This window comes from Exiguobacterium sp. SH3S3 (genome assembly GCF_004337115.1).
GTDB lineage: Bacteria > Bacillota > Bacilli > Exiguobacteriales > Exiguobacteriaceae > Exiguobacterium > Exiguobacterium aurantiacum_A.
In genome coordinates this window covers 1-16,718 of record NZ_SJUU01000001.1, presented here as the reverse complement: position 1 = coordinate 16,718, position 16,718 = coordinate 1, and the positions used below count along the sequence as shown (strand labels likewise).

12 protein-coding genes, 1 pseudogene and 1 other annotated feature are annotated in these 16,718 nt (G+C 53.0%); of the genes and pseudogenes, 4 read left to right on the top strand and 9 right to left on the bottom strand.

What is annotated here, in order from left to right; genetic code table 11:
• The first annotated feature begins 46 nt into the window (after nucleotides 1-46).
• Entirely contained in the window at nucleotides 47-397 is a 351-nt protein-coding gene (locus EVJ28_RS00065; protein ID WP_131457351.1) for an iron-sulfur cluster biosynthesis family protein, read from the top strand.
• On the top strand, nucleotides 370-585 hold the full coding sequence (locus tag EVJ28_RS00060; RefSeq protein ID WP_131468642.1) for a hypothetical protein: 216 nt from the start codon (nucleotides 370-372) through the stop codon (nucleotides 583-585). The genes EVJ28_RS00065 and EVJ28_RS00060 overlap by 28 nt, the downstream gene beginning before the upstream one ends.
• 33 nt (nucleotides 586-618) lie before the next feature.
• Here EVJ28_RS00060 and aspS read toward each other — a convergent pair whose 3' ends face one another.
• The 7 genes and pseudogenes from aspS to secD form a co-directional block, all read right to left on the bottom strand.
• Nucleotides 619-2,397, bottom strand: a complete 1,779-nt coding sequence (aspS, locus tag EVJ28_RS00055) for an aspartate--tRNA ligase (RefSeq protein ID WP_131468640.1) — start codon at nucleotides 2,395-2,397, stop codon at nucleotides 619-621.
• Nucleotides 2,394-3,674 carry a histidine--tRNA ligase gene (hisS, locus tag EVJ28_RS00050; protein WP_131487781.1) on the bottom strand — a complete coding sequence of 427 codons (1,281 nt, stop codon included), beginning with the start codon at nucleotides 3,672-3,674 and terminating at the stop codon, nucleotides 2,394-2,396. The genes aspS and hisS overlap by 4 nt, the downstream gene beginning before the upstream one ends.
• Before the next feature lie 39 nt (nucleotides 3,675-3,713).
• Nucleotides 3,714-3,948: a binding site (T-box leader), on the bottom strand.
• 38 nt (nucleotides 3,949-3,986) lie between these two features.
• Nucleotides 3,987-4,430: a D-aminoacyl-tRNA deacylase gene (gene dtd, locus EVJ28_RS00045; protein ID WP_131457355.1), complete on the bottom strand. Its 444-nt coding sequence runs from the start codon at nucleotides 4,428-4,430 to the stop codon at nucleotides 3,987-3,989.
• A gap of 17 nt (nucleotides 4,431-4,447) precedes the next feature.
• Nucleotides 4,448-6,637, bottom strand: coding sequence for a RelA/SpoT family protein (locus tag EVJ28_RS00040; protein ID WP_070327670.1), 2,190 nt, complete (start codon nucleotides 6,635-6,637; stop codon nucleotides 4,448-4,450).
• Between the two features lie 187 nt (nucleotides 6,638-6,824).
• Nucleotides 6,825-7,343, bottom strand: a complete 519-nt coding sequence (locus tag EVJ28_RS00035; RefSeq protein ID WP_016508814.1) for an adenine phosphoribosyltransferase — start codon at nucleotides 7,341-7,343, stop codon at nucleotides 6,825-6,827.
• A gap of 1 nt (nucleotide 7,344) precedes the next feature.
• A complete protein-coding gene (gene recJ, locus EVJ28_RS00030) occupies nucleotides 7,345-9,642 on the bottom strand; it encodes a single-stranded-DNA-specific exonuclease RecJ (protein WP_131487779.1) in 2,298 nt (765 codons plus the stop codon).
• Nucleotides 9,643-9,744: 102 nt separating this feature from the next.
• Nucleotides 9,745-11,965: pseudogene (gene secD, locus EVJ28_RS14255) on the bottom strand (protein translocase subunit SecD).
• 218 nt (nucleotides 11,966-12,183) lie between these two features.
• Between secD and zupT the strand changes: the two are divergent.
• A complete protein-coding gene (gene zupT / locus EVJ28_RS00020; RefSeq protein WP_131457361.1) occupies nucleotides 12,184-13,044 on the top strand; it encodes a zinc transporter ZupT in 861 nt (286 codons plus the stop codon).
• Nucleotides 13,045-13,168: 124 nt separating this feature from the next.
• On the opposite strand, the gene EVJ28_RS00015 is transcribed toward zupT, so the two are convergent.
• Entirely contained in the window at nucleotides 13,169-13,465 is a 297-nt protein-coding gene (locus EVJ28_RS00015) for a hypothetical protein (RefSeq protein ID WP_131457363.1), read from the bottom strand.
• 14 nt (nucleotides 13,466-13,479) lie between these two features.
• Nucleotides 13,480-15,252, bottom strand: a complete 1,773-nt coding sequence (locus tag EVJ28_RS00010) for a methyl-accepting chemotaxis protein (RefSeq protein ID WP_131487777.1) — start codon at nucleotides 15,250-15,252, stop codon at nucleotides 13,480-13,482.
• Nucleotides 15,253-15,428: 176 nt separating this feature from the next.
• Between EVJ28_RS00010 and EVJ28_RS00005 the strand changes: the two genes are divergently transcribed.
• Complete coding sequence (locus EVJ28_RS00005) at nucleotides 15,429-16,583, top strand: FAD-dependent oxidoreductase (RefSeq protein WP_131487775.1); 1,155 nt, start codon at nucleotides 15,429-15,431, stop codon at nucleotides 16,581-16,583.
• The last annotated feature ends 135 nt before the right edge of the window (nucleotides 16,584-16,718 follow it).

The following is a 16,718-nucleotide window of genomic DNA, read 5'->3' as shown; positions in this document are numbered from 1 at the left end:
CAATCTTTTTTCAGACGATGTATAATGGACGTAAGGAGTGATAACAATGAACGTACAGATTACAGACCGCGCGAACGAGCGCATTAACGCCTTAAAAGGCGACCGTGACGGACAGATGCATTTGTTTTATGAGACGGAAGGCTGCGGTTGCGGCAATAGCGGCATCTTCGAGATCCGTTACGTGACCGAGACGACACCGGAAGACGTCGAGATCGACTCGAACGTCGGGCCAATCCTCATCAAGAACTGGACGAAAGTGTTTCTCGATGAGGACATGATCATCGACTTTCGCGACGACAAACGGTCGCTCGTCTTGAAGAGCAACGGCCAAGTGTTCAACTCGAACCTGCTCGTGACCGATGGGACCGGTTGCCAGCTGAACGTGCCGAGCGCATGAAACAAGCGCTCCAGGAGCACCCGAAGTTGATGCTTTGGTTCCTCCTCAGCTTCGGCCTCGGTTTGTTCGGCATCTATCTCGCTTTCACGGACTCCGTCTATACGATGACGGCCGTGATCGCATCGCTGTTCGCGTTCGGATTCGCGCTTCAACGGACTGCAAAGAAGATGGAACAGCAGCATGACTAAAAAGGAGGTTCGCCGCGGCGAACCTCCTTTTGTTTATCCTTGTTTCTTCTCTTTCACCGCTGTCCGGATTGACAACTCTTCGAGTTGCGCGTCCGCGACCGGGCTTGGTGCTTGCGTCAATAGACAGCTCGCCGACGCCGTTTTCGGGAAGGCGATCGTGTCACGGAGGTTCGAACGACCCGCGAGGATCATGACGAGGCGGTCGAGACCGAGCGCGATACCCGCGTGCGGCGGTGTGCCGTATTCGAACGCTTCGAGCAAGAAGCCGAACTGGTCGACCGCTTCTTCTTCTGTGAAGCCGAGCAGTTTGAACATGCGCTCTTGAATGTCACGTTCATAAATCCGCTGCGATCCGCCACCGAGCTCATAACCGTTCAAGACGAGGTCATAGGCGAGCGCGCGCACGCTTGCTGGGTCCGTCTCGAGAAGATGGAGGTCGTCACGGTTTGGCATCGTGAACGGGTGGTGGTTGGCGTAGAAACGTCCGTCTTCTTCTTCGAACGTGACGAGCGGGAAGTCCGTCACCCAGAGGAAGTTGAACTTCGACTCATCGATGAGACCGAGCTCATGACCGAGTTTGACGCGAAGCGCGCCGAGGCTGTCGGCGACGACAGTCGGTTTTGCCGCCACGAACAAGAGCAGGTCGCCCGCTTCCGCGTTCGTCGCTTCAATCAACTTCTGTGCGTACGTCTCGTCGAAGAACTTCGCGATCGGTCCGTTCAAGCCTTCAGCCGTCACTTTAAGCCAAGCGAGGCCTTTCGCGCCGTAGACGGCCGTGAACTCTTGAAGCTTGTCGATGTCTTTACGCGAGAACTTGTCGGCCTCGCCTTTGACGTTGATCGCTTTGACGTGTCCGTTCGACTCGAGCGCCATATCGAACACTTTGAAGCCTGCGCCTGTGACGGCGTCGGCGACGTCGATGAGTTCGAGACCGAAACGTGTGTCCGGCTTATCCGAACCGAAGCGACGCATCGCTTCCTCGTGCGTCATCCGCTCGAACTTGGCCGGTGTGTCGGTGCGACCGAGCGTCGCTTCCATCACTTGCCCCATCATCGCTTCCATCATCGCCATCAAGTCTTCGACGTCCATGAAGCTCGTCTCGATGTCGACTTGTGTGAATTCCGGTTGACGGTCGGCCCGGAGGTCTTCGTCACGGAAACAGCGGGCGATTTGGAAGTAACGGTCGAACCCAGCCACCATGAGGAGTTGCTTGAACAGCTGCGGTGATTGTGGGAGCGCGTAGAACTCGCCACCGTGGACACGGCTCGGGACGAGATAGTCACGGGCGCCTTCCGGTGTCGACTTCGTCAAGATCGGCGTCTCGACTTCGAGGAACTCTTCTTCTGTCAAGAAGTTACGGATCGTGTTCGACGCCTTCGAGCGGAGACGGAACGTCTCTTGGAGTGCCGGACGACGCAGGTCGAGGTAACGGTATTTGAGGCGAAGGTCTTCTGAGACGTTTTCCGCTTCGTCGCCGATCGGGATCGGTGTCATCTTCGCCGCGTTCAAGATGTTGATCTCTGAAGCGATGACTTCGATGTTCCCTGTCGGCATGTTCGGGTTTTTGTTTTCACGTTCGAGGACGGTCCCTTTGATGTCTAAGACGTACTCGCTACGGATTGATTCCGCGAGCTTGTGCACCGCTTCGTTCTCAGGGCGCACGACGACTTGGACGATGCCTGTGCGGTCACGAAGGTCGATGAAGATGAGTCCTCCGAGGTCGCGTCGTTTTTGAACCCAACCTTTCAATTGTACTTCTTGGCCGATCAGTGACTCTGTCACGCGGCCGTTCATATGTGTGCGTCCGATCATTGTCCTGCTCCTTCCGATAGTTCACGAATTTTGTCTGCGACGGCCGAGAGCGGCACGTCGACTTGTTCTCCAGTTGCCATGACTTTGAGCGAGGCCGAGCCGCGTTCGACTTCATCGTCTCCGAGGATGACGGTGAATGCCGCATTTAAGCGGTCGGCTTGTTTGAATTGTCCTTTGAACTTACGTCCGAGGTAATCGCGGTCGGCTTTGAACCCTTCCATGCGGAGGAGTTGCAACAGGCGCGTCGCCGTCGTCTCGACGTCTTTTCCGCCTTGGGCGACGACGAAGACATCAAGCCCGGTCGCAAGCTCAGGGAGCACGTTCTCGTTCTCGAGCGCGAGGATGAGCCGTTCAAGCCCGATCCCGAAGCCGATACCTGGCATATCCGGACCGCCGATATCTTGGACGAGACCGTTGTAGCGTCCACCGCCGCAAAGCGTCGTGATAGCGCCGAAACCTTCTGCTTCCGACATGATCTCAAACGCCGTGTGCGTGTAGTAATCGAGGCCACGGACGAGTGTCGGGTCGACCTCGTAGGCGACACCGAGCGCGTCCAAGTGCTCGAGCACTTTGTCGAAATACGCTTTCGACTCTTCGTTCAAAAAGTCGAGGATCGACGGTGCCGACTTCATCGCCGGGTGATCGCGATCGACTTTACAGTCGAGGACGCGGAGCGGGTTTTGGTGCAGGCGCGTCTGACAGTCTTGGCATAGTTCGTCTTGGACCGGCTCGAAGTGACGGATGAGCGCTTCGCGGTGGGCGTTGCGGCTTTCCGCGTCACCGAGCGAGTTGACGACGACTTTGATTTTTTGTAAGCCGAACGATTTGTAGATCGTGTAGGCGAGGCTGATTACTTCGGCGTCGACGGCCGGGTCACTGCTGCCGATCGCCTCGACACCGTACTGGTGCAATTGGCGGAAACGGCCTTTTTGCGGACGCTCGTAACGGAACATCGGTCCCATGTAGTACAGCTTTGTCGGTTGATCGGGACTGCCGAACAGTTTGTTCGTGACGAAAGCGCGAACGACCGAGGCCGTCCCTTCCGGACGGAGCGTGTACTCGTCCTTGCCTTTTTTGACGAGCGTGAACATCTCTTTTTGGACGATGTCCGTCGTCTCGCCGACGCTGCGTGTGAACAGGTCCGTCGTTTCAAAAATCGGTGTGCGAATCTCTTTATAGTTGTAGCGGGCACTAATGTCGCGTAACTTGTCTTCGACATACTGCCACGTCTCGACCGTGCCTGGGAGCAGGTCTTGTGTACCGCGTGGTGCTTTCATCAAAATTCCCTCCTTAGAATACAAAAAGGCCCTCGTCCGCAAAGGGACGAGAGCCTGTTAAAGTTTCCCGTGGTACCACCCTCGTTGCAGAGCCAAAATCGATACTCTGCCACTCGAAATCGGTTAACGCCCGATGAAACGGCTTCCCCTACTAAACGTTCAAGGAAGCACCTCCAAAGTGTCGTTCGGGTCATCATCCAGTCGATGCTTTCAGCCTCGGCATCGCTCTCTTTGCTGGTGGGGTGACCGTACTTCTCTTTATCATAGGTGTTAGGTTATATGGTTCATGATGCCGAATTTTGGCGCCTTCTGTCAAGCGTTTTTTTCGAGCATGAGCGTGACCGGACCGTCGTTGACGAGCCCGACGTCCATCATCGCCCCGAACTTTCCGGTCTCGACGACGAGTCCGTGCGTCCGCAAACGGTCGTTGAACTGTTCGTAAAGACGTTCGGCGATGTCGGGTTTCGCAGCCTGCGTGAACGCGGGACGGCGGCCTTTCGACGTATCGCCGTACAGCGTGAACTGCGACACTGACAACACTTTGCCGGCGACGTCTTGAATCGACAAGTTCATCTTCTCGTCCGCGTCTTCGAACACACGGAGCCCCGCCACTTTATCGGCGAGCCAGTTCACTTCCTGCTCGGTATCCTCATGGGTCACCCCGACGAGGAGCAGATAGCCGGCGTCGATTTGTCCGACCGTCTGTTCATCGACTTTGACAGATGCTTCCTTCACTCGTTGCAACAATACACGCACTTAAAATCTTCCTTTCGTCACGTCATCATGACTCGGCTGACCGAGTATACGTCCGAGATCTGTTTGATCCGGTCGACGACTTTTTGCAAATGGTTCACGTTCGGAATCGAGATCGTCATCGAGATGCGGGCTTGTTTGTTTTGGTCCCCACGCCCGCTGACGGCGATGATGTTCGTGTTCGTCGCTGAGACGGCTTGGAGCACGTCGTTCAACAGTCCCGACCGGTCATAACCGGTGATCTCGATATCGACGTTGTAGTTCTTCTCTTTCGCCTGGCCCGCTTCCCACTCGACGGTCAAGAGGCGTTCCGGGTGTTGCTCGTTGATGATGTTCAAGCAGTCTTTCCGGTGGATCGAGACGCCGCGACCGCGGGTGATATATCCGACGATTTCGTCGCCCGGCACCGGGTTACAGCACCGGCTCATCCGGATGAGCATATTGTCGATCCCTTTGACCGAGACGCCGGCCTCGGCCGTCTTCTTCTTCGGTGACTGGCTGACTTTTAGTTCGTTGATCGCGTCAGACAGTTCGAGTTTCGGCTCTTTCCGTTGCTTCTCCGTCAACTTGTGCGCGACTTGGGCCGCGGTGATGCCGTGATAGCCGACGGCGGCGTACATCTCTTCTTCGTTCCCGAAGTTGAACTTCTCGACGACGATGCTGATCGACTGGTCATCGATGACTTCTTTCGGTTCGAAGCCGAGCTTCTTGATCTCGACATCGACGAGTTCTTTGCCTTTCTCGACGTTCTCTTCACGTTGTTGGCGTTTGAACCATTGGCGGATCTTATTCTTCGCCTGACTCGAGACGGCGAGTTTGAGCCAGTCCTTGCTCGGTCCATAACTATGTTTCGACGTGATGATCTCGATGATGTCACCCGTCTCGAGTTTATGGTCGAGCGGCACCATGCGTCCGTTCACTTTCGCACCGGTCATCCGATGACCGATCTCGGTATGGATGCGGTACGCATAGTCGATCGGGACCGAGCCTTTCGGCAACTCAAACACGTCACCTTTCGGCGTAAAGACGTACAACATGTCGCTGAAGAAGTCGACTTTGAGCGACTCCATGAACTCTTCGGCGTCGGTCGTATCTTTTTGCAACTCTAAAATTTCACGAAGATGGGCAATCTTTTCATCGAACCCGTTCGTCGCGACGTTTTTGCCTTCTTTATAAGCCCAGTGCGCGGCAATCCCGAACTCGGCGATGAAGTGCATGTCCTTCGTCCGGATCTGCACCTCGAGCGGCTCACCCTTCGGTCCGATCACCGTCGTGTGAAGCGATTGATACATGTTCGGTTTCGGCATGGCGATATAGTCCTTGAAACGACCCGGCATCGGCTTGTACTGCGTATGAATGATCCCGAGGACAGCGTAGCAATCACGGATCGAATCAACGATGATCCGGACCGCCATCAAGTCGTAAATTTCATTGAACTCTTTATTATGCTTCACGATCTTATTGTAAATCGAGTAAATATGTTTCGGTCGACCGTTGACATCGGCTTCGATACTCACTTCATCGAGAACGGCGTTCACTTCGGTGATGACCGATGAGACGAGCGCTTCACGCTCTGTCCGTTTCTGTTTCATCATCGAGACGATCTTATAGTATTGCTGCGGGTTGATATAGCGTAACGAAATATCTTCGAGCTCCCACTTGATCGTCGAGATCCCCATCCGGTGCGCGAGCGGCGCAAAGATTTCAAGCGTCTCCTCGGCTTTTTGGACTTGCTTCTCTTTCGGCATATGCTGCAACGTCCGCATGTTGTGCAAGCGGTCGGCGAGTTTGATCAAGATGACACGCACGTCTTCAGCCATCGCGATAATCATCTTACGGTGATTCTCCGCGAGTTCTTCTTTCTTCGACTTATATTTGATCTTCCCGAGCTTCGTCACACCATCGACAAGCATGGCGACTTCAACCCCAAATTCGTCAGTCAGTTCTTTGAGCGTGACATCCGTGTCCTCGACAACGTCGTGCAACAAGGCACCGACAATCGTCGTCGCATCTAAGCCGATGTCGACGAGAATACCGGCCACTTGTACCGGGTGCAGGATGTAGGGTTCACCTGAACGTCTGAACTGACCGGTATGATGAAGTTTTGCGTATTCGTAAGCGCGTTTCACTTCGGCAACATCATGCTCATCCATATACTTCCCGAGCGCGTCGAGAAGATCCTCAATACTTACGATTTGTTTTTTGGTCATAACATTCGACACCCTTTTTCTTACCGCTCCCAACGTCTCGGATTCGTCGCAGCATGGTAGTAGTTTGCGTTCAAGTTGTTCTATTTTTTATTACCATTATCAAAAAAATCTGACGACCTGTCAAAGGTTGTAGGTTGTTTTCCTCAAAAACTATTCAAAAAACGGGAAGCATGAGCTTCCCGTTTCCTCAGTCTTCGTAGCGGATGAGTGAGAACACGTCGTATCCTTCGAGACGTTCGCGTCCACCGAGGCCGTCGAGTTCGATTAAGAACCCGATTCCAGCAACGACACCACCGAGTTGTTCGATCATTTTGATCGTCGCTTCGATCGTGCCACCCGTCGCCAGTAAATCGTCGAGGATGACGACTTGCTGACCTGGCTTGATTGAATCTTTGTGCATCGTCAAAATGTCCGTGCCGTATTCAAGACCGTACGATACGCGAACCGTCTCGCGCGGTAACTTGCCTTCTTTACGTACCGGGACGAAGCCGAGTTCGAGGGCGTAAGCCGCCGGGCATCCGACGACGAATCCGCGTGCTTCTGGTCCGGCGATGAGTTCAGCGCCACGTTCCTGCGCGTAGACGATCAATTCGTCGACCGCTTTCTTATAGGCAGGTCCGTCTTGCATAAGCGACGTGATGTCTTTAAAGCTGATCCCTTCTTTCGGGTAATCCGCTACTTCTTTAATATGCTGTTTGAAATCCATTTTATGTGTAAGCCTCCTGCATCTTGTTCGATCGCAATGATTGTAACCGCTCTTTCAGCTCTGCCAACGACGCATAGACGAAACGTTCTTCGAGTTGTTCTCGTCCGACGCGACGTTTGTAACAAGGCGCTTCGGTCAAATCACGTTTCGGTGCTTCTGGATTCACTCCAGGCAGTCCGTCTTCCATTGTAACAAGAAATTCGAGTTCAGAGAATACTTGATGCATAAATTGAATCGTATTTTTTGTCCATTTTCGTTCGATTGACAAACGAATCAAGTTTTCACGCAGGTGTTTCCGTTCGCACGTGGCCATATGGACGTAATACGTTCGGAAATCTTCCCGGCTCGGCAATTTCTCGAAAAACGAATTACCCGCTTGGCCGAACGCGCAATAGACGCGCTCGACGTCTTCGTTGAGCAGGTCGGACAGCGCCGTCTCGTCGTCCGGTAAATCGAGCAAGACGACGAACCGTTTGACCGGCGTTTTGAAATCGTGGAGGGAAAACTCGTTCGACTCGCCTCTGAACGACACGTACGATGTCGCGTCACTCGGAAGCTGTCTCAATTCATCAATCGAGTTTTTCTTGCCTCGATAATCGAACACTTGGAACCCATCGACACGGATGTCTTGAATCATGAGTTGCGGCTTGCGCATCCCGTTCCATTCGTTCACTTGGAGACTCCCCATGACCGAGATGTGTGCCATCTTCGAGATTTCCGAGACGACGTGACCGAACCCGAAGCCGATGCCGTCGAGTTCGCGCTTGTCTCCAGCAAGCTGGACTTTAAGGTGCGTGTTGTCGCGCCCGATTTGACGGATATCGCGCAGTTTCGCGTCCGCGACGACGACCCGCGGTGACGGGTTGCCCATCCCAAACGGGGCGAGCTTGCCGATTTCTGCGATCAAGTCGAGCGATACGTCACTGACGTCGAGCTTCAAATCGACGTTCACGCGGGCGACGAACGTCTCGTCCGGAATCGATTCCGCTTGCTCGTTCAAGCGTCGTCTCAGCTCAGCCACATTCTCTGACATGAGCGTCATCCCGGCCGCTGCCGGGTGTCCTCCGAAGTGCGGGAGAATATCTTCGTTTTTAGAAAGCTCTTTAAATAAGTCAAAACCATCGATCGAGCGGCCCGAACCCTTAGCTTTCCCCGTCTTCGGATCGTGGCAGAGCAGGATGACCGGTCGATAGTACGCCTCGACGAGACGTGAGGCGACGATTCCGACGACGCCCGGATTCCAACGTTCGCTCGCGACGACGAGGACACGGTCGTCCGTCATCGATGCTTCGACGAGTTCGGTCGCTTCTTTCGCGATCGTCTTGACGATGTCTTGACGCTCTTTGTTTTGTTTATCGAGTTGATTCGCTAAGACGAGTGCTTCTTCGACACTTTCGGCGAGCAGCATCTGGAGGGCTGGCATCGCCGAGTCAAGTCGTCCGGCCGCATTGATGCGGGGACCGAACGCGAACCCGACCGACTCTTCGTTGAGCGTGCTGTCCGTCAAGGCACACACTTCGCGCAGCGCTAAAATCCCGGGCCGCTTCGATTCATCGAGCGCCTTTAGACCAAGCTTCGCGAGCAGACGGTTTTCTCCGTCGAGCGGGACGAGATCGGCGATTGTCCCGAGGACAGCCAAGTCGAGCAGCTCGTCAGGCATCCGCCCGAGCACGGCGTGTGCCACTTTAAGGGCGACTCCGGCTCCGGCGAGCTTGTCGTATGGATACGACGGATCGATGTGTGGATGAATGATCGCAAACGCGTCAGGTAGCGTCGCTTTCGGCTCGTGGTGGTCGGTGATGATCAAGTCGACGTTCAGTTCTTTCAACAACGTCGCTTCTTCGATCCCCGAGATCCCGCAGTCGACCGTGATGACGAGCGTGAACCCTTCACTTGCCGCCCAACTGAACGCTTCTTTGTTCGGCCCGTATCCTTCCGTGAACCGGTTCGGGATATAGCACTCGGCCATGACCCCGATCTCAGTCAACGCATGCCACATGACGGCCGAGGCACTGACCCCATCGACGTCGTAATCCCCGTAGATGAGCACCATCTCGCCTTCGTCAGCCGCTCGCTTCAGGCGTTCGACGACTTTCGGCATCTGCTCGAACAAGTTCGGGTCGTGGAACTCGAGTTCGTCCTCGATCTGGAGGAACGCCTTCGCTGCGTCAGGCTCTCGATGGCCCCGTTGCGTGAGCAACATCGCGAGTTGTTCCGATATATTTAGTTCTGTCTGTAGTTGTTCGATCGCGGTCGCATCCGTCTCCGGATACACCCACCGTTTCTTTGCATGATACATATCCTTCACTCCAATCAACTGTTGATTATATCAGAACAGAGACGTGTTTTGCCGTCTTGACATATGAAAAAGGTCCTCCGAACGAATCGGAAGACCTTGTCATCACGCCTCAGGGGCGGGTGTGGCTTGTTTCTTTTTATTGATCGTTAATTTTTTGAGCATGAGCCAGAGGTATGACGCGATGAAGAGCGACGAGTACATCCCCATGACAAGTCCGATGAGAAGTGCGACCGCGAAGCCGCGAATCGATTCGGCTCCGAAGATGTACAAAGCGAGCGCCGTCACGAGCACGGTGATGACGGTGTTGACCGAACGGACGATCGTCTCTTGAATCGACGTGTTGACGATGTCGCGGTATACGTCCATCGACTTGATCTTCCGCTCTTTTTCGTACGCTTGAATATTCTCGCGCAATCGGTCGAACGTGACGATCGTATCGTTGACCGAGTACCCGATGATCGTCAAGATCGCAGCGACGAAGTACAAGTTGACTTCGATCCCAAAAATCGAGAACGCGACGATCATGAAGAACGCATCATGCAACATCGCGACGACGGTCGCGACCGCATACGAGAATTGGAACCGGAACGTGATGTAGAGAATGATCCCGAGCGACGCGAGAGCGACCGCATAGATGGCGTTACGGGCGATGTCGCGGCCGACTTCGGCTGAAACGGTACTAATATTCGGATCACTTCCAAACGTTTCCGTGAATACAGTCTTGACTGAAGCGACTTCATCCTGGCCGAGCTGACCGACGAACGTCACGTTCGCGAGCGCCCCTCCATCGGCGTACTGAATCGAAGAAATCGACTCGTCGACGCCCGCTTCGGTAAAGGCGGCTTCAAGTTCTTGTTGTGACACTTGTGTCTCCGTCTGCACTTCGACACGCGTCCCTGACGCGAAGTCGATTCCAAGGTTTAACCCTCGGAAGAACAAAATACCGAGACCGATGATAACGACGGCACACGAGATGATGAACAGCGTGCGCATATGTTTCACATAGTTTAATTCAGTGAGCTTAAAGTTCACGGATTTCACTCTCCTTCACACCAAACCAGCCTTTACGTTTGTCGAACAAGCGACTAGCGACGAGGAGGTGCATCAAATAACGTGAGATGAAGACGTTCGAGATGAACGTCATCGCAATTGAGATCATGAGCATGATGGCGAACCCTCGGACCGAGCTTGTCCCGAAGTAGAACAACACAGCGGCTGAGATGAGCGTCGTCAAGTTGGCATCGATGATCGTACTGAGCGAACGGCGGTTACCGGCGCGGAACGCCGACAGTACCGACTTGCCTGAACGAAGCTCGTCTTTAATCCGCTCGGCCGTGATGATGTTCGCGTCAACTGCCATACCAACCCCGAGGACGAGAGCGGCAATCCCTGGCAACGTCAAGACGGCGTTGATTCCATTAAAGAATAACATGATCAAATTGATATACAAGACGAGCGTAATGATCGAGACAAGTCCAGGTAAACGATAGAAGAACAGCATGAACAATAAGACAGCTGCAATCCCGATGAGCGAAGCAAAGACGGTCTTATCAAGCGCGTCTTGTCCGAACTGGGCCGATACCGACGTCGAGTAAATCTCTTCAAGCTTGACTGGAAGCGCCCCGGCGTTCAAAATGTCGGCTAAGCGTTGTCCGCTCTCGGCATCGATGTCACCGCCCGAGATGATCGCTTTGTCAGATAGAATTGGTCCAGTGACCGAAGCATCTGAGACGATTTTCGAGTTCTCTTTTTGAATCTCTTCTTCATATGAATCGCCTTCTTCAAAGTCTAACCAGATGACGAGACGGTTCTCCGGCGCCGGACGCTGTGCGATTTGCGACGTCACTTCGCCGAACTTATCGGCTGACTGGAGCGTCAACTCGACGACCGGGTTTCCTTGTTGGTCATAACTGATGGCAGCGCCTCGCGGTGCGAGGTCTTTCCCGTCGAGGAGGACGTTGTCATCGATGTCACGGAACGTGAGTTGTGCTGTCGATGACAGCACTTCCCGCGCATCGTTCTGGTTCGATACGCCTGCGAGTTGGACGCGGATGCGATTCTCGTCTTCAATCCGGATATCCGGTTCAGAGACACCTAAGACGTTGACGCGGTTGTTGATAGCGCGAACCGTTGCATTCATCGCTGATTGGTCGATGACATCGCCGTCCTCGAGCGGCTGGACTTCGTACAGCACTTCAAACCCGCCTTTTAAGTCGAGTCCAAGGTTCGTGTTCTTGACGACCCATGGCGTCGTGAAGACGGCGAGCAAGATCGTCGCGATCATGATGACCGCAAAAATCGCGATATTCCCTTTTTTGTACATACGGCTATTTCCTTTCTAGATACGTGTTCTATATAAAACTTCTCCCGTTAACATTACAAATATTCTAAACATTTATCAATCATTTTCCTAAAATTGTAACACCACCCTCGATATTTTCTGGTTTTTTTGCCCGAACGACTAAAAGTTGCGTTAGGGCAAAACTTACGTTATGCTATGATTATCGAAAATATATTACGTTTGCAAAGGAGTCCTCTACAATGGATAGTACAATTATTTTCGCCTTTTTGTTGACACTATTCGCTGGGCTCGCGACCGGGATTGGAAGCATGATCGCCTTCTTCGCGAAGCGGACCAACACAGCCTTTCTGTCAATCTCGCTCGGCTTCTCGGCTGGGGTCATGATTTACGTCTCGTTCATTGAGATCTTCCCGAAAGCGCTTGTCGAACTCGTCGGTGCCCACGGGGAAAAGGCCGGCACAATTTATACCGTGCTCGCATTTTTTGGGGGGATGCTCCTGATCGCGTTAATCGATAAGTTGATCCCTTCCCCTGAAAACCCGCATGAAGTCAAGTTCGTCGAGACGATGCAAAACGACCCATCGTCTCAAGAACTAGCCACGACCGCAACTAAGGATGAGCCCGCTCCGCTAAATCAGGAGACGAAGCAACGGCTTCACAAAATGGGTCTGTTCATGGCGCTCGCCATCACGATTCATAACTTCCCTGAAGGACTGGCCACGTTCATCTCCGCGCTCGATGATCCGGCCGTCGGTATCGCCATCGCGATTGCCATCGCCTTGCACAATATTCCGGAAGGGATTGCCGTGTCGGTGCCGATTTACTACGCGACCGGCTCGCGGAAGAAAGCGTTAAAACTCTCGTTCCTGTCAGGTCTAGCGGAACCGGTCGGTGCCATCGTCGGCTTCTTGATTTTGATGCCATTCTTGAACGATACGATCTTCGGTTTGTTGTTCGCAGCCGTCGGCGGAATCATGGTATTCATCTCGCTCGACGAACTGTTACCGGCCGCCCGTGAATACGGCCGGGCCCATCACTCGATTTACGGCATGGTCGCCGGAATGATGGTCATGGCAGCGAGCCTCGTCCTTTTAATGTAACGAAGACATGTGTCAATCTATGCACCTATCAATAAAGAGGTCGTTGAAACGGATTATCCGTCTCAATGACCTCTTTTCATTTCATAGATAGTAGTTCACTTAAGATGATTTTGTTCTCTACTCATCATTCAGAGTTTTTCTTCTTAAAAATTTCTAGCGCTTCAAAAAAAGCGATTCCTGTCAGCAATGAAATGTTTTTAAGGTTTAATACATTATTTTCAATCCAAATTTGCGCTAAAGATTCTCCACAACTTGCTCGAATCATCTCATCCGTGCCTTCATCATTTGCGACGGTCAACAATGCAATCTCTACTGCTTCGTTTTTTGAAATAAAACCCAAATCGATAGCAGCATCGTCTCTTTCTGCATCACTTGCTGTCTTGTCTACTAATATCCCGATTAAATCGCTCGTATTGTCCACACTTAAACCCCTTTTCAATGCGGTGTAGAAGTCTTGAACAAATGGACGAGATCTTTCAACTCAACCGACATATGGCTCATCGTCTCGGCGATGCCATTGATTTCTTGAATCGCGGCGAGCTGTTCTTCCACGTTCGCCCCCGCTTCTTCGACACTGCGTTGCGTCGAAACCGCGTTCGTCGACATGTCCTCGACCGAGACCGCGACTTCGGTCGTATTCGCACTGACTTCCTCTGTCGCTGCGGCAATTTCACTCATCTGACGCGATGTCTCTTGAATGACCGACACGATTTCACGGAACGCCCCGGCGACTTCACCCATTTGGGCGACGCCGTTCGTCACATGCCCGCTCGTCACGTCAAACGCCGCCTCAACTTGTTTCGTGTCCCGTTGGATATCGACAACGACCGCTTGAATCTGCTTAGCCGATTGTTTCGACTCTTCGGCGAGTTTTCGGACTTCGGCGGCGACGACCGCGAATCCTTTTCCATGCTCGCCAGCCCGTGCTGCCTCGATGGCGGCGTTCAAAGCGAGCAAGTTCGTCTGTTCGGTGATGGCCGTGATCGACCGGGTAATCTTTTCAATCTCAAGCGATTGGTTCGAAAGACGTTCGACCATCTGTTGGGTCAAATCGTTGGCCCGTTGAATTTCTTGCATCTGACTCTCGGCCAACTGAATCGTCTCAAGTCCGCCGCTCGCAGCCTCAAGTGTATGAATCGTCTGTTCATTCACACCTTGGGAGGCGGCAGCGATTTGATTCAAGCCGGTGACGGCCTGATTGACGCCAGACGTCCCTTCCTCGGCGCGCTTGGCCGACACTTGGGCCGCGATATTCATGTCTTCGAACAGTCCAGCCACGCCTTGGGTCGTCGTCGCGACGTGGTCCGTGCTCGCGTATAGCTCTTCCGAATACGCCGTCACTTTATCCGAGGCCGCGCCGACCTGGCGGATCAACCCGACGAGGTTGCGTTTCATCTCGTTAAAAGCCGTCACGAGATCACCAAGCTCATCATTCGATTTGGCGACGATGTCTTCCCCGGTCAAATCTCCTTCCGCGACGACTCGTGCTTCACGGACGAGACGGTTGATCGGTGTTAAGAACAGTTTTTGGAGCGCATAGAGCGACAATAGCCCGATGGCGACACCGATGATACTGATGATAATCATCCAGACGATCGAGGTGCCAGCGTTTGCTTGTACCGCCGCCGTCTCTTCGTCCAACATCTCCGCTTGATGAGCGACGAGATCGGTGACCGTCATCCGGACCCGATCGGTCGTCGGGGTCACGCTCGTGTTGAGTACCGTCTTGTACCCGATCTCATCTTGTTGTTGGCGCAGTTCGATGGCACGTGCCATCTCGGTGTCGAGCAGTTGATTAAACTTCTCTAGATTCCCAAGCCAGCTGAGCACTTTGTCGTCAGATGAAGACTTTTTAAGCGCATCCATCAATTCGTCGCGCTTTTGTTGCGACGCTTCTAAACTGATCAGCGTCTTCGGGTTCGAGACGAGTAAATAATAATTCAAGTAGCGCTCGGCATCAGTGACGGTCAACGCCAAATCTTCGGCGATCAACATGTCACGGAGACCTTCGTTCAACACCCGATCGTACTCAGCAGTGGCCTTTTGCAATTGATAAGAACCGAGCGCACCGACGAGGAGCAAGGCAATGATTGTCGGCACGAGCGCGATCGCCATCTTCCGTCGCATCGATGAACGGCCTTTCGTTTGTTTGACGCGAGCCCAACCTTGCCAATTTTTGATTGGTTGTAATAATCGTTTAACGTCCATGTCCGTTTCCTCATTTCCAATTTCTTCTCAACTTGACATTAATGCAAACGTTTTCACTAATCAATTTGATTTTTGGAAATGAGGTCGATGATTCGACGGATTGATGAAGTTTGACAAAAAGCAGACATTTACTCTATGATACAAATCGTAACTATTACTATTTAAGAGGTGGAAGCATGACTGATCTGTCAACACGGGTATTAATCATCGGCGCCGGCGTTCACGGTATGACCCTCGCTGTATCTTATTTAGAACAAGGCGGTGCGTTAGAAGAGCTTCTGCTAATTGACGCTCACGATCAACTACTCAAGAACTGGAAGTCCCAAACCGCTCATATTGAAATGTCACATTTGCGCTCGACGCGCGTCCATCATATATCGTCTAATCCATACGCGTTGAAACAGTTCGCGGCGGCGAACGACTATGGCTCTTATCATTTCAAGGATACGTTCGGCCGACCGTCTTTAGCGTTGTTCAACGATCACTGTAATCAAGTGATTGCGGACTTTAATCTTCGTTCTCGTTTTTTAGGCAATCAACCCGTCTCCTCGATTAAACGGTCCGGCAACGTCTACGAAGTGACGACATCGACTCGACGGATTACCGCCGAGACAGTCATCGTTTCGACCGGTCAATCGAGCTCGATGCATCTACCGGGCTTTGCGGACATCCCGACATGCCGACACGTCTTTTCAGTTAACGATCAACCGGAACAATCGAACGTTACCGTCGTCGGCGGCGGGATCACGGCGTTACATTATACGGTATCGCGTCATAGTAAAGGCCATGACGTCACGCTCGTCACGAAGCGCCCGCTCGAGGTGAGCCAGTTCGACGCCGACCGCAGTTTCATGGGTCCAAAGGGGTTACGCGCTTTTCATCAGTTGGAAGAAAACTGGATCGAGAAACGTGACTTCGTCAAACAAGAACGAAAGCCTGGGACGTCCCCGAACGACCTCGTCTTAAAAGTGAAGCGGCTCGTGCAACTTGGTGAAATCCGACACATCATTGGAGAAGCGGTCCGTGACGGTGACCAGTTATTCGTCGACGGGATTGCGTTGCCGTCTGACGAGATCGTTTGCTGCACGGGGATCCGCCCGCTCCATCCGAAAGAGACGTTTTTACGGCCGCTCATGGAGCAGCTCGACTTACCGCTCACCCCATGCGGCACACCGGTACTCGATGCCTCACTCGCTTGGACAGACAACTTCTACATGACTGGCGCTTACGCCGACTTGATCGTCGGCCCGTTCGCTCGTGCCATTTACGGCGGGCAAGAAGGAGCTCGTCGTATCATTCCTCGCCTATTACCCGCACGAAAAAACGCCTGACCATATACTGATATGCTCCCCAATAAGTAGACAGATGAAATAACAAATCTGTTTATCTGATTGGGGAGTGTTTTTTTATGACGAGAAGTCGACATACGATCGAACAAAAACTGAGCGCGCTGCGCATGATGGATC